Here is a 13,481-nt window from a genome sequence, read left to right as displayed (position 1 = left end):
GGTATCGGCATCTATGACAAGGAGGTCGGATGACGGACCCGCCTGTCACCCTGCAGCGCACGACCAGTCGTCGCACTCGGAAGACCGGACAAACCTCGGGCACGAACGACCGCAGCACCATCGCTCGCGCGTGGGAGAGTTTCACCTCGGGTGAGGCGAGCGTGCGGGGTGTCCGGCCGCAGATCCTGGCGTCGTGGTACCGGTGCCGCGACACCTACGATGTCGATCCGAACCTCGAGGCCGCGCCGGGCGCCTCCGACCACACCGACCACCGGCTGGACCACGACGTCCTGCTGGCCGAGTTGGGCGGCATCGCCGCGACGGCGGGGCAGCGGCTGGAGGGAGAGCACGGCATCGTCGCCGTGGCGGACGGTCGTGGCCGCGTCCTCGCTTCCTGGGGCGATCCCGCGGTGCGGGCGCACGCGGAGAAGAGCAATCTCGCCCCGTGGTCGGCGTGGGCGGAGAACACGACGGGTACCAACGGGATGGGTACCGCGCTGGAAAGCCGGGGTCCGATCACGGTGACCGGACCGGAGCATTGGTGCGAGGGGTTCCACCACTGGTCCTGTGCCGCCATCGCGATCCGCGACGTGGTCACGGACTCCCCGGTCGCGATGATCAACGTGTCCCGCTGGTCGGCGGGTATCCCGGCGCAGGTGACGTCGTGGCTGGCGAGGTCGGTGGCGGGCGTGGAGGCTGAGATCCGGCGTCGCGTGGTGTGGGAGGGCAAGATCGTCGTCGAGCGGGTGACCGACCTCAGCTCTCGCAACGGTGGCGGTTCCTTCGCCGGGTTCGATCTCGGCGGGCGGGCCATCGTCGCGGACGAGACCGCCCAGTCAACGCTCGGCCTGCCGGCGGCCGCGCCGAGGGTCGAGGTGTCCGACCGCGCCCGGCCCGACTGGCCCGAGCTGTCCACCGTACTCGGCTGGGCGACCAAGCGTTCGCTGACGGATCCACAGTGGACAGGACGGGCCCGCCTGTCCGGGACCGAACCCGACGCGGTCGTGCCGGTGAGCCTCCGGCCGATCCTCGCGGCCAACCGCATCATCGGCATACTGTGCGAATTCGGCTCTCAGAACGGCGACGAGCGCTACGAGAACCCCGGCGAGCCGCCTGCCTTGCCGATGCCGCAACGTGTCATCGGCGTTCGTAAGGACCGCGTCGTCGTGCTCTCGCCCGCGGAGATTCGCTACGCCGAGGCCGACCGGAACACGGTATGGCTGAACACCGACCGCGGGAAGGTGCAGGCGGCCACCCGGGGGCTCGACAACATGGCACGCGAGTTGCGGCCGTTCGGCTTCTGCCGTGTGCACCGCCGGTTCGTCGTGAACCTGCGCAGGGTCGCGGAACTGGAGCGCGGGGTCAAGGGGGAGCTGCTCCTGATCACCGACCCTCGGGCACCCGAGTTCATCCCGGTCTCGCGCAGTCACACCGCCGAGGTACGCCGCCTGCTCGGCGTGTGAAACCTGCCGGGTACCGTTCGTTGGCGGTGGTCGTCCGTTCGTGCGGAAAAGCACGCCACTGGGGGTCCGGTTGTTGCCGGACCGGCCGGACTCAGCCATCGTAGCCACGCCGCCCGGACAACAGCGGGCTGTGAAGGGAGGGTAACCGGCGGATGTTGCTTCGATCCCTGGGCGCCGCGGCCGGCGGCGGCTATCCACAGTGGAACTGTGCCTGCCCGGGCTGCCGCAGGGCTCGCCGCCACCCGGAAACAGCATCGCTGCACGCGAGCCTCGCGGTGTCCGGCGACGGAACGCGCTGGTACCTGCTCAACGCCACTCCGGACGTCCATCACCAGATCGCGGCGACACCGTTCCTGCATCCCGGCCCCGGGCCGCGCGACACCCCGGTCGCCGGTGTGCTGCTCAGTGACGCCGAGTTCGACCACACGATCGGGCTGCTGATCCTGAGAGAGGGTTCGCCGCTGACCGTCTACGGGACGGCGCCGGTACTGGGCACGCTCGCGAACGACTTCCCGGTCCGGGATCTGCTCGCCGATTACGCGGCACTGTCCTGGCACGAAATCGAAAGCGGGGTAGGCTTCGATCTCGACGGGCGATTGCGAGTGACCGCGTTTCCGACGGGCCGGAAACCACCACGCTACGTGCGCGAGCCGAAGGCGTTCGATGACTGGGAAGTCGCGTATCACCTGCGGGACACCGTCACCGGAGGCACGGCGGTGTACGCGCCGACGGTGCCGCGCTGGGACGAGGACTTCGCGGCGTGGGCCGAAGCCGTCGACTGTGTGATGGTCGACGGCACGTTCTTCACCGACGACGAAATGCCGCGCGTCAGTGGCGGGACCCGCACCGCGCGGGACATGGGCCACCTGCCCATCGGCGGCGAGCACGGCTCGCTGACGCGGCTCGCCCAGCTGCCGGCCAAGCGCAAGGTGTTCACCCACATCAACAACACGAACCCGATCCTCGACCGGACCTCACCCGAGCACGCGCTGATCACGTCCATGGGCATCGAGGTCGGCCTGGCCGGCCTGGAAGTGCAACTGTAATTGCACCCCAGGCCGGATTTCCCTAGGCGGCGACCATGCGGTGGGGATCGATGACGTACTTCTTGGCCGCGCCGCCGTCGAACTCGGCGTATCCGCGCGGGGCGTCGTCGAGTGTGATGACGGTGGCGTTGACCGCCTTGGCGATCTGCGCCTTGCCGGACAGGATCAGGTTCATCAGCTGCCGGTTGTACTTCTTGACAGGGCACTGGCCGGTGGTGAAGGAATGCGACTTCGCCCAGCCGAGCCCGATGCGCACGCCGAGCTGACCGACCTTGGCGTGCTCGTCGACGCCGCCCGGGTCCCCGGTCACGTACAGGCCGGGAATGCCCAGTGACGCGCCCGCCCGCGCGATGGTCATGACGTCGTTGAGTACCGTGGCCGGTTGCTCGGCGGCACCGTCGCCGTGCCCGCGGGCCTCGAACCCGACCGCGTCCACGGCGGCGTCGACCACCGGCTCGCCCACGATCTGCTCGATCATGTCGGCGAGTTCGGCGGACTCGCGCAGGTCCACCGTCTCGCACCCGAAGCTGCGCGCCTGGGCGAGCCGCTCGGGGATCATGTCTCCGACGATCACCGCCGACGCGCCGAGCAACTGCGCGGCGTGCGCGGCGGCGAGCCCGACCGGGCCGGCACCGGCCACGTAGACGGTGGAACCGGTGGTGACCCCGGCGGTGTAGGCGCCGTGGTAGCCCGTCGGGAAGATGTCCGACAGCATGGTCAGGTCGAGGATCTTTTCCAGCGCCTGGTCGCGGTCGGGAAAGCGCAACAGGTTGAAGTCGGCGAAGGGCACCATCACGTACTCCGCCTGGCCGCCGATCCAGCCACCCATGTCGACATAGCCGTAGGCGGCACCGGGCCGCGCCGGGTTGACGTTGAGGCAGATCCCGGTCTTGCCCTCGTTGCACATCCGGCAGCGCCCGCACGCGATGTTGAAGGGAACCGAGCAGATGTCGCCCGGCTTGACGAACAGCACGTCCTCACCGGTCTCGACCACCTCGCCGGTGATCTCGTGGCCAAGGCTCTGCCCGACGGGAGCGGTGGTGCGACCGCGCACCATGTGCTGGTCGCTGCCGCAGATATTGGTGGAAACCAGCTTCAGGATCGCGGCGTGCGGAGCCTTCTTCGGCACGCCGAGCCCGTTGACGACGTCGTCGGGCAGTTCGAGCTTCGGGTAGTCGATCGTCTCGACCCCGACCGTTCCCGGTCCTTTGTAGACAACCACGCGGTTTCCTGGCATCGGAATCCTCTCTTCGCCGTGATGGGTTCACCTCGCGGCAACCCACGTTCAACTCGCGCAGGTACACGGTTCGACTCGCGGCCGTTTCGGGCGGAAAGTATTGCGCCAGCGGCGAGTCTGGCAAGGAATCGGGGATCAGCGGTAGCAAGGCGGCAACGAACGGTGGCCGCCGGCGAACCAGCGGCAATGGGACCGCGCGGCGCCGGCGTTGCCCCGGTACGCCGACCGGTGGTTGCCCGGTGACCGCCGCTTGTTGCCCGTGGGGTTCCGTTCCGCACAAGTTCGTTGATGCCGCGGTGATGGAGCGGATATAACGTCGTTTATCTACGGTGGTGACGCCCCGGTAATTTCGCATAATGGCACGTGGGCGCTGAATTCTCATTTCACACGGTAACTCGGGGTTGGAGGTGAGGCCGGTGGCAACCGCCGAGCGGGAACTTTCCGGTCTGATAAGCGAGATCGGGCTGGACCGGCAGAATCGGGCGACGCTGGGCAGGCTGGTCGCCCACCGACGACATGGCGGGCCAGGTCAAGGCGTTCGACGCGGCCACGAGTGAAGAGGTGTGGCGTTGGAGCTGGCACCTGCCGATCTCGTCCTCGGTGCTGGCCATGGCCGGCGACCTCGTCTTCTGCGGCACGCCGTCGGGCGAGTTCAACGCGCCCTCCCGGACCAGTGACTGTTTGAGGCTGGCGCCGCGATCCTCGCGAGAGAGGAGGTGTGAAGCGATGGAAGCCGCCGAAGTGTGGGAGGCCCCGGAGTTCGAGGAGATCGGGGTCGCACCCGAGGTGACCATGTACGTCGCCCGGCTGGAGGACTGACGGGCCACGGAGGGATGCCGGAATCCGGCATCCCTCCACACTTGGCGCATCACCGAGAAAGCCGAGGAAAGGGCTGATGTGACTTCGTCCGGCACGGAAAGTTTCGTCGCGGCGCTGCGCGCCCATTCTCAGCGCTATCACGACCGGCATCCCTTTCACGTCAAGATGAACGAGGGGCGGCTGAACCGGCGACAGATCCAGGGATGGGTGGCGAACCGCTTCTATTATCAGGAAAGCATTCCCCGCAAGGATGCCGCGATCCTGGCCAACTGTCCCGAACCCGACGTCCGGCGGCGCTGGATCCGGCGCATCACCGACCACGACGGCACGGCCGGCCAGGAGGGCGGCATCGAGGCGTGGCTGCGGCTCGGCGAGGCCGTCGGGCTGCCCCGCAAGGAGCTGTGGGACCAGCGCCACCTTCTTCCCGGCGTGCGTTTCGCCGTTGATGCCTACGTGAACTTCGCCCGCACCCGGCCGTGGGTGGAGGCGGTGGCGTCGTCGCTGACCGAGCTGTTCGCACCCGATCTCATGGCCGAGCGGATCGCGGCCTTCGAGCGTTCGTATCCGTGGATCGAAAGCGACGGACTCGCCTATTTCCGGGCCCGGCTGCAGCAGGCGCCCCGCGACGCGGAACACGCGCTCGAAGTGGTCACCGAACGATGCCGCTCGATCGGCGAACAAGAACGCGCCATCCAGGCGCTCTCCTTCAAATGCGACGTCCTGTGGAGCGTGCTGGATGCCATCGACCGAGGTTACCCCGACTGAGAATTCACTACCGCTCTCGGCGCGCCCGAGGCTTTCCGCCCATGTTCGGTTGGTGTTCGACGAGGTGCGAGGGCACCACGTGCTGCTGGCTCCGGAATCCGTGATGGTCCTGAACGCGACCGGCGCGGCGGTGCTCCGGTTGTGCCAGGGGCAGTCGACGTTGGCCGGGATCGTGCGGGAGCTGAGTCGCCGGTACGACCACGTGATCGTCGACGAGGTGCGGAATTTCCTCACCCGGCTGGCCGCCCGGCGATACCTGGAGGCCGGCCGTGACTAGACCGTTCGGACTGGTCGCGGAGCTCACCTACGCCTGCCCGCTCCATTGTGGATACTGCTCGAACCCCATCGACCTCGACGGTTACCGGGACGAGATGACGACCGGGCAGTGGCAGCGGGTGCTGGAAGAGGCGCGGGATCTGGGCGTCCTGCAGGCACATTTCTCGGGCGGCGAGCCACTGCAGCGCCACGACGTGGTGGACATCGTCGGCACCGCGCACGAGCTGGGCCTGTACACGAATCTCGTGACCAGCGGGCTCGGCCTTTCGCGGCGCCGGGCGGAACAGCTCAACGCGGCCGTCCGGGCGGCCAACGAGCCGGGACAGCCGGGTGAACCTGCACTCACCCCCCGGGCCTACGCTCAGCGCCCGGGCCAGGGCAGTGCTTGAGCAGCGGTTGTACCGGTTTTGGAGCGGTGCGGGACATCCTGACGACATGACGGATCACATTCACGTCGATCCCGCCGCACTTCGCGAGGCCGCCGGGGCGGCGGGCCGGATCGGCAACCAACTGCATGCCGACGTCCGCGCGCACGCGCCACATCTGGTCGACAGCGGCGCGGCCGGGGGCTGGGCGGCCAGCCAGGCGCTGGGCGACTGCGCCGACGCGTGGGAGACGGAACTGACGAGGTCCGCGCAGACCCTGCACACCACCAGCAACGACCTGGCTCGCGCGGCCGGCCGCTACGGCGACGTCGAGCGGGCGATCGTCGACGTGCTCCGGGACTTCTGGCGGGAACTGGGCGACGCGAAGTGAGGGTTGGGGGTCGTCAAGGGGGAGCCGGTCCTCACCCTTCAGGTGCTGGTCGCTTACTTCACGACGATCAGGTACAGGCCGAACACCGCAATGGCGAGGCAGACCATAAAAGCGGCTCCCGCGCCGACAGCATTGAGCAACCCGCGGCTGCCGTTGGCGCGTGCCGTTTCGTACCGGGATATACCCAGCACGCCGAGCCCGAACAGGACGACCACGGCGATGACCGCAGCCAGCGAGGTGGCCGCGATCGAACCGATCGCGCCGGCGATTTGCATCACTTCTCCCCTCAGGCCGGGGCGGTTTCCTGTGTGCCCGCCGGTTGCACCGCGGGCACGTCGTTGACGTTTCCGGAATTGACCGGGTTTCGCCGGGACAGCAGGTACGTCACGATGCCCACCGCGACGGTGATGGCCGCGACCACTCCGGTGCCCACCGCGCCGGCGGAAGCCACCGGAACCGCGATACCGGCCACGATGGCCGCGGCGGGAACCGTCACCAACCACGTCAGCAAAAGCCTGCCTGCGACGCTCCAACGGACCGCCGCACCCCGCCTGCCCAGCCCGGAACCGATCACCGCTCCACCGGAGACATGCGTGGTGGACAGCGCGAGACCGAGATGGCCCGAGGCGAGCACGACCGCCGTGGAAGCCGATTCCGCGACGAAACCCTGCGGGCTCCGCAAATCGGTGAGGCGTTTGCCCACGGTCCGGATGATGCGCCAGCCACCGAAGAACGTGCCCGCTCCGATCCCGACCGCCGCCGACAGGATGACCCACAACGGCGGGTGGGAGTTGTGCGGCAACAGGTGTGATGTCACCAGCGCCAGGGTGATCACGCCCATGGTCTTCTGTCCGTCGTTGCTGCCGTGTGCCAGCGACATCATCGATGCCGACACCATCTGCCCGGCCCGATACGCCCTGGTGGCGACCCGATCACTGGCTCCGCGGGTCATGCGGTAGGAGATCCGGGTGCCGATGAGTGTCACGATGCCCGCGATCACCGGAGCCGCGATGGCGGGGATCAGGAACGTGCTGGCGACCTTCGCGAAATGCACACCGCCCATGCCGACCGCGACCACGGTCGCTCCGATCAGCCCGCCGTAGAGCGCATGTGTCGTGCTCGAGGGCAGGCCGACCACCCAGGTGACCAGGTTCCAGATGATCACGGCGACCAGGCCGGCGAAGATGACCGTCGGTGTGATCTTGGTGTCGTCCACGATGCCGTTGGAGATCGTCAACGCGATCTTGGTGGACAGCAACGCGCCGATGAGGTTTCCCACTGCGGCGACACCGACCGCGACGAGTGGCCGGAACGCACCGGTGGCCACGGACGTGGCCACCGCGTCCGAGCATTCGTGAAAGCCGCAGGTGAAATCCATAACGAGCGCGGTGATCACCACGACCACCACGATCAGTGGAATATGCAAGGGTCCGACCCCCAGGAGGTTGACCAGCGAAACAACCACTGTGCCGGAGTCTTGCGTAACGCAGCCCAGCCCACAGCCACCAATTGCCGTAACCACGAGTATCGGACTTATTAAGTTTCGAAAATGCTCTGGCCCGTGGGCCGGCAGCAGTGAAGGGCGGTTGTGTTGATCAATACCGCTTTACTCATCGCTAATTGTCGTAATGTCATCGACGAATTGGGTGAGCGCCGGTGCTGGGCGGGCCGGTCGTCGATGTCGGTGATCAAGTGCTGACGGAAGGCACGGATACGGTCAAATGCCGCAGCACATGGATGGCGAGCACGCGAACCCCGCCACAGTCCTAAAAGGACCCTCGGACCTGATCATCGCGCTGGATTGCTAGGCCGCGCTGGCGTGCGTTGCCGTCGATGCAGCAGGGTGACATAGCGTTGGACCTCATACTGGCACTGCACGTCCGGATGTGCCGCAAGCGACGGCAGCACTTCGCCGGTCCACCATGCTTCGGCGAAGACCCGGCGTTCGCGCTCGGTGGCGGCGGTCATGCCGCTGCGGAATCCCCATGCCTCCGCCGAGTCGGCCAGCCGCATCCAGTCCGCGGGGTCGTCCAGCCACAACTTGGTCCGGACGTCGTCGGGTAGCGGGACCCGCTCCAGGAACAGCCGCTCGGCCGCCTTGCTCGGCAGGTGCTTCAACTGCAGGCACAGCATCCCGAACGCCACGGTGCACAGTCGCCGCACATGAGCGTCGACGACCGGGTGGCCCAGCGCCTTGGCCACCGCGACCCGATGATGCCCGTCCCGGACGAAGTACATGTCCCCGACCCGGGTCAGCTCGACCGGTGGCAGGACCTCTCCGGCTTCGACGGCGCCGGCCACCCGCAGCCACCGGTCGCGCACCCTCGTCGTGCGGGGGCGGAACTCGCGATCGAATTCGTCGCGGCGGGCCATCGTGCCGATGATCGCTTCAGCCGGAACCTCGGTGCGCCGGCTGCCCGAGACACTGGTGAAGCCGAGCGCGGCGACGACGTCGTCTAACGTCATCAGCGCGGCCGGGTCGTGCTGCCGGCTGGCGATCGCGGCCCGCACCTGGGCCAGGATCGCGCGACGGCGCGCGGCAGCGTAGTCCGTGGATGGTCCAAGCCTGCTCACATGGAGTGCAACCGCCCACCGTCGTCCTGTGTTCCCCGCCGAGTGGGCGCGAGCGCGGCGATGTAGATCGCTGCGGGGTTTCCCGGTTCCCAGCCGGGCGGGGGATCGATCGTGTCGACGTGGATGAAGCCGCGTCGCTCCCAGAAGGCGCGAGTGGCCCGGTAAGGCTCGTACCCAGCGCTGGCGTCGAGCGTTTTGACCTCCACTACCTGGACCCCGGTCTCGGCGAGATCGCGCAGCACGTGGCCCAGCAGCAGCGTGCCGATGCCTCCACCGCGCAGCGGCGCCGCGACGGCCATCCAGAGGATCTCCGCGGCACGTGGAGACCGGCGGTCGACGATCGCGAACCCGGCGAGGTCGTCGCCGTCAGCCGCGATCCAGGTCGGCTGACTCGTTGCCTCGGTCGCGATTTCCGTGACGGCATAGTCGGTGAAATAGTCGGGTGATCCTCGCGCGATAGCGGCACAACCAGCGGCGTCGGCGGGCTCAGCACTGCGAACGGTGAACACAGCGCAATCGTGACATGACCCAGAGTACGGCATCAAGCGGTTTCCGACGTCGAATGAGGCTTACTACAATCCGTAGCGTGATGTTTTCCGCGTGGGGAATGCTCTCTTGAACGTTGACGAGCCTCAAACATGGCCGGCGAGCCTCGCCGAAGCGGTCGATTTGCAACTCAGTCTCCGCCGGTTGGTGAAGCTGGGCGGCAGAATCGCGGACCCCGTGCGTACCGTTCTCGGGTTGGACGTCACCTACGACGATTCCTCTTCGCGAATCGCGGCGGCGGCGGTCGTGCTGAAGGCGGACGATTTCACGATACTGGAGGAGTACGTCGTCACCGGTACCGTGAGTTTTCCTTACGTACCCGGCCTTTTCGCCTTCCGGGAATTGCCGCCGCTGATCGAAGCCATGCGAAAGGTGTCGACCATCCCGGACGTCGTCATCTGCGACGGGCACGGTGTTGCGCACGTACGCCGGTTCGGGCTCGCATGCCATGTTGGCCTGGTTACCGGCCTTCCCACCATCGGGGTGGCGAAGAACAATTTCGTCGGTGTTTTCTCCGATCCCGGGCCCGAGCGGGGATCCCGGACACCCATCAGGCATGACGGCGAGGTCGTCGGCTATGCGGTGCGAACCCGGGCGGAGGTCAAGCCGGTATTCGTTTCGGCCGGACATCTGATCGAGCCGACCACAGCCGTGATGACCGTGCTCGACCTCAGTCCTCGTTACCGCATCCCGGAACCCGTTCGCCATGCCGATCAACTCTCGCGGCGGGCTTTACGTTCCTAGTTGTTTCGGGTGAAGACGTTGGATCTCAGTACGTCGACCTCACAGCCCGGCGCGGACGGGTCGAAGCCGTGCTCGACCAGCCAGCGAACCGCCAGCAGGCTTCGCAACGACCACCACGCGCGGATCATGTCGAGATCGACGTCGGTGCCATAGCCGGCGACGACGTCGTCGAGGTGCTCCTCGTGTCCGAGCGTCAAGGTGGCGAGGTCGAACAGGGCATCACCCTGGCCCGCCTCGGACCAGTCGATGACGCCGGTGATCTCGTCACCGTCCACGAACACGTGAGTGAGCTGCAGATCGCCGTGTGTGAACACCGGAGTCCACGGCCGGAGCGCGGCCGCGGCGACCTGGTAGTTGCGCGTGACCAGGTCGGCGGGTAGGACGCCGTTCGCCACGAGCCACTCGCACTCGCCGTCGAGATCCGCCGCCAACTCGTCGGGGCCCCGGCCGGGCCACGGCGGCAACGGCGCGTCGTGCAACTTCCGGATGGCGGCACCCGCCGCGGCCCACGCCGCCGGCGACGCGGTCGACGGCTCGCCGAGGCGGCCGAGCGCCGTCCCCGGGACCGCGGCGATCGCGAGCACGGGTGGCTTGCGCCACAGGACCTCCGGGGTCGGGACCGGCGCCAGGGCCATCGCCTCGACCTCGACGTCGATGCGCGTCTGGTCACCGTCCACCTTCAGAAACACGTCGCCGACGCGCAGGGTCGCGCGCTCGGAATGGGCGACGACGACCTTGACCTCTTCCATGGCGGCCAGTATCCCGGGATGACCGTCGAAGTCGCCGGGTTTATCGCGTGCCGATTCATCGATCCCAACGGCGACAACTCCGTGCCCTACCGCCGATCAATGAAAGCCACGCCAACTCCCGACCCGCCCACTTTGACCTTGTCAGGTTGTACACGACAGGGCCAGCGCCCGGGCGACGGTGTCTGTCGGGCGCTGACACTGTGGGGTTATGCGGCTTGTTGGTACCGGGGTGGGGTGGTGTGCGCGAGGTTGCGCATGGGTTTTCGCTCTTTGCCGATCCAGGGTGGTGGGATGAATTCGGGCAGATGCCCGTTCATCCTTACCTCCCACTGCGTGTGGTGGATCACCCGGTGATGCCGGCCGCACAGGAGCACGAGATTGTCGGCGTCGGTGCGTTTATCCGTTGACCAGGGCGCCACGTGATGCGGTGTCGTCCATTTAGGACCGCGAGTGCAGCCGGGAAAGGCGCATCCGCGGTCTCGTGCGGCGAGGTAGCGGCGTTGGGCGGGGGTGGCGAACCGGGAAGCATCGCCGACATACAGGGGTGTGGCTTTGTTGCCGAAGATCGCGGGCACCACCTTGGCCTCACAGGCCAGGCGCCGGAGCCCGTCGACGCTGGATATCCCGGGGATGTCGAGGAGGGCGTGCCGGGCGCGGTTCTCGAGTTCGGCGAGGGTGATGGACACGATCATCACGGCGCGCTCGCCGCCCTGGGTCGCCAGTTCGTCGCAGCGGGCGGCGAGGGTGATGATTTCGGCGAGGGCGTCTCCTGCTCGTTCGGCGGGGCTGCGGGTGTCGTGTTCGCCGGTTTCGGGGTTCTTGTGTGGTTTGGCCAGTGGCCCGAGTAGCCCGTCGAGTTCTTCGGCGGTTTCGGGGTCGAGTTCACCGCTGAAGCGGATGCTGCCGTCTTTGCGGCGCGTGATGTCCAACCGACGAAGCGGATGGGCCTGCTCGCGGTCCTTGTCCTCGGGGGGTGCGGTGTCCTGGTCCCAGAGAGCGCGCAACCGACGACCGGCTTTCCGTACCGCCTCCGGCCCGGCCTGTCGAGCCAGCTCCACCAGAATCCGCTCATCCGCCTCGCGCTGCTCAACCGGAATCCCAGCCGGGCACGCCTGCATAGTCGTGGTTATCGCCTGGACGTGTTCTGCGTTGATGTCCCCGGCGGTGAGGGCGTCGCCGGTGGCGGCCTGCGGCGGGGGTTGCGGCACCCCGGTCAGCGACGAGGATGCCATGGTGGCCGCGGCGTGGTCGATGCGTTGTTTGGCTTCCCGCGCGGAAATCCGCAACGCATCCGTCAGGAACGCGGAGGTGTCCTTGAATCCCAAGGACTTGCCCAGCCCGCGCTGCTCGCTCTCGCCCACGATCGCGAGCATCTCGGCGTAGCCGGTCCGCAGCTTTTGCTCACACGCCAACAACAGCGCGGTCAGGTCCCCATCGGGAACCTGCCACAACCGGGAAACGGGAGCCACCTCGGACATGCCACTATCCTATCAACTTTAGGACGTACGTTCGACACACGTTCGAGTTAACGCGCCGAGCAGGATCAACGCAAGCATCCGCAAGAAAGGACAGAATCACGGCACCGCGAGCGGACAGCGCTTCCGCCCGGTCGCGGAGGTTCGGTCAGGGCGCTTCGGCGGCGAGTCGCCCGACCTTGACCAGGGCGCGGCCGATCGCAAGGGCTTCAGCGGCAGTGAAGCTTTATCCGGTTGAGTTGGTTTCACTGAGCAGGATGCGTGGGCCGGTTTCTCGCGTGTGTTGTTCCATGTCGACGTGGAGTACCGTGGGACTCCTTGTTGGTCGGTCAAGGCCCTCGGTTCATGTGGAGCGCAAATACCTACCGGGCGAGAGACCGGTTTTGCGGTGGCTTGCCTCCTCTTCGCTCCGGTAGGTTTGGCCGCCATGACCGACTTGGACGAGCACGGGCGGCCGGAGCCGCCCGTCGCGGCGGACGAGACCGCCACCCTCCTGGGCTTCCTCGACTTTCACCGGGCCACCCTGGCCTGGAAGTGTTCGGGGCTCGACGCGGCCGGCTTGCGCGCTACCGTCGGCGTGTCGCCGATCACCCTGGGCGGGATGCTCAAGCACCTGGCCTACGTCGAGACGCACTGGTTCGCTCGCTTCTTGTCCGGGCGGGACTGTGAAGCGCCGTGGGACACGGTGGACTGGAAGGCCGACCCCGACTGGGACTGGCACTCGGCCGCCGACGACACCCCGGAGCAGCTCTTCGCGCTCTGGCAGGACGCCGTGGACCGCTCACGCGCCCTGGTCGGCCAGGCGCTGACGGACGGCGACCTGGCACAGCCGGCCCGGCGGGGCTGGCGCGACGGCCGGACGCCGAACCTGCGCTGGATCCTGGTCCACATGATCGAGGAGTACGCGCGGCACAACGGTCATGCGGACCTCATCCGGGAGTCGGTGGACGGGCTCACCGGGGAGTAGCCGTCAAGGAGCGGGCCGGGTGGCGGAGGCTAGGTCACCACCCGGCCCGGGGGCGCCGGCCTGG

At 67.6% G+C, this 13,481-nt stretch carries 16 protein-coding genes; 9 read left to right on the top strand and 7 right to left on the bottom strand.

Going from position 1 to position 13,481, the window contains the following annotated elements; genetic code table 11:
* The first annotated feature begins 29 nt into the window (after positions 1-29).
* Both A3CU_RS0102225 and pqqB read left to right on the top strand, forming a co-directional pair.
* Positions 30-1,463, top strand: coding sequence for a DNA-binding protein (locus tag A3CU_RS0102225; protein ID WP_027940875.1), 1,434 nt, complete (start codon positions 30-32; stop codon positions 1,461-1,463).
* A 152-nt stretch (positions 1,464-1,615) separates the two neighbouring features.
* The gene (gene pqqB / locus A3CU_RS0102220) at positions 1,616-2,509 is read left to right on the top strand and encodes a pyrroloquinoline quinone biosynthesis protein PqqB (RefSeq protein WP_027940874.1); all 894 of its coding nucleotides are present in this window, start codon (positions 1,616-1,618) and stop codon (positions 2,507-2,509) included.
* 22 nt (positions 2,510-2,531) lie between these two features.
* Here pqqB and fdhA read toward each other — a convergent pair whose 3' ends face one another.
* Positions 2,532-3,731, bottom strand: a complete 1,200-nt coding sequence (gene fdhA / locus A3CU_RS0102215) for a formaldehyde dehydrogenase, glutathione-independent (RefSeq protein WP_245616848.1) — start codon at positions 3,729-3,731, stop codon at positions 2,532-2,534.
* A 531-nt stretch (positions 3,732-4,262) separates the two neighbouring features.
* Here fdhA and pqqA point away from each other — a divergent pair.
* From pqqA to A3CU_RS0102190, 5 genes are all read left to right on the top strand, one after another.
* Positions 4,263-4,565, top strand: coding sequence for a pyrroloquinoline quinone precursor peptide PqqA (gene pqqA / locus A3CU_RS54270; RefSeq protein WP_043840481.1), 303 nt, complete (start codon positions 4,263-4,265; stop codon positions 4,563-4,565).
* A gap of 78 nt (positions 4,566-4,643) precedes the next feature.
* Positions 4,644-5,330: a pyrroloquinoline-quinone synthase PqqC gene (pqqC, locus tag A3CU_RS0102205; protein ID WP_027940871.1), complete on the top strand. Its 687-nt coding sequence runs from the start codon at positions 4,644-4,646 to the stop codon at positions 5,328-5,330.
* Positions 5,302-5,607: a pyrroloquinoline quinone biosynthesis peptide chaperone PqqD gene (pqqD, locus tag A3CU_RS43195; protein ID WP_043840480.1), complete on the top strand. Its 306-nt coding sequence runs from the start codon at positions 5,302-5,304 to the stop codon at positions 5,605-5,607. Before pqqC ends, pqqD begins: the two co-directional genes overlap by 29 nt.
* Positions 5,600-5,995, top strand: a complete 396-nt coding sequence (locus A3CU_RS0102195) for a radical SAM protein (RefSeq protein ID WP_027940870.1) — start codon at positions 5,600-5,602, stop codon at positions 5,993-5,995. The genes pqqD and A3CU_RS0102195 overlap by 8 nt, the downstream gene beginning before the upstream one ends.
* Positions 5,996-6,041: 46 nt before the next feature.
* Positions 6,042-6,362 (top strand): type VII secretion target, encoded by a 321-nt coding sequence (locus A3CU_RS0102190; RefSeq protein ID WP_027940869.1) that lies wholly within the window; start codon positions 6,042-6,044, stop codon positions 6,360-6,362.
* Positions 6,363-6,415: 53 nt separating this feature from the next.
* Here the strand turns inward: A3CU_RS0102190 and A3CU_RS0102185 are convergent, their stop codons facing one another.
* The 4 genes from A3CU_RS0102185 to A3CU_RS43185 form a co-directional block, all read right to left on the bottom strand.
* A complete protein-coding gene (locus A3CU_RS0102185) occupies positions 6,416-6,637 on the bottom strand; it encodes a hypothetical protein (RefSeq protein ID WP_027940868.1) in 222 nt (73 codons plus the stop codon).
* Positions 6,638-6,648: 11 nt separating this feature from the next.
* Positions 6,649-7,788: an inorganic phosphate transporter gene (locus A3CU_RS0102180; RefSeq protein WP_027940867.1), complete on the bottom strand. Its 1,140-nt coding sequence runs from the start codon at positions 7,786-7,788 to the stop codon at positions 6,649-6,651.
* A 362-nt stretch (positions 7,789-8,150) separates the two neighbouring features.
* Complete coding sequence (locus A3CU_RS43190) at positions 8,151-8,936, bottom strand: hypothetical protein (RefSeq protein WP_052371378.1); 786 nt, start codon at positions 8,934-8,936, stop codon at positions 8,151-8,153.
* Complete coding sequence (locus tag A3CU_RS43185) at positions 8,933-9,445, bottom strand: GNAT family N-acetyltransferase (RefSeq protein ID WP_052371377.1); 513 nt, start codon at positions 9,443-9,445, stop codon at positions 8,933-8,935. Before A3CU_RS43185 ends, A3CU_RS43190 begins: the two co-directional genes overlap by 4 nt.
* Positions 9,446-9,536: 91 nt before the next feature.
* Here A3CU_RS43185 and A3CU_RS0102165 point away from each other — a divergent pair, with 91 nt between their 5' ends.
* Complete coding sequence (locus tag A3CU_RS0102165) at positions 9,537-10,226, top strand: endonuclease V (RefSeq protein ID WP_342668880.1); 690 nt, start codon at positions 9,537-9,539, stop codon at positions 10,224-10,226.
* Here A3CU_RS0102165 and A3CU_RS0102160 read toward each other — a convergent pair.
* Both A3CU_RS0102160 and A3CU_RS0102155 read right to left on the bottom strand, forming a co-directional pair.
* The gene (locus A3CU_RS0102160) at positions 10,223-10,975 is read right to left on the bottom strand and encodes a phosphotransferase family protein (RefSeq protein ID WP_027940865.1); all 753 of its coding nucleotides are present in this window, start codon (positions 10,973-10,975) and stop codon (positions 10,223-10,225) included. The genes A3CU_RS0102165 and A3CU_RS0102160 overlap by 4 nt on opposite strands.
* Before the next feature lie 206 nt (positions 10,976-11,181).
* On the bottom strand, positions 11,182-12,453 hold the full coding sequence (locus tag A3CU_RS0102155) for an HNH endonuclease signature motif containing protein (protein ID WP_027940864.1): 1,272 nt from the start codon (positions 12,451-12,453) through the stop codon (positions 11,182-11,184).
* A gap of 424 nt (positions 12,454-12,877) precedes the next feature.
* Here A3CU_RS0102155 and A3CU_RS0102150 point away from each other — a divergent pair, with 424 nt between their 5' ends.
* A complete protein-coding gene (locus A3CU_RS0102150) occupies positions 12,878-13,417 on the top strand; it encodes a DinB family protein (protein WP_027940863.1) in 540 nt (179 codons plus the stop codon).
* Positions 13,418-13,481: the final 64 nt, after the last annotated feature.

Source organism: Amycolatopsis taiwanensis DSM 45107 (genome assembly GCF_000519205.1).
Lineage (GTDB): Bacteria > Actinomycetota > Actinomycetes > Mycobacteriales > Pseudonocardiaceae > Amycolatopsis_E > Amycolatopsis_E taiwanensis.
This window is presented reverse-complemented; position numbering and strand designations above follow the sequence as displayed.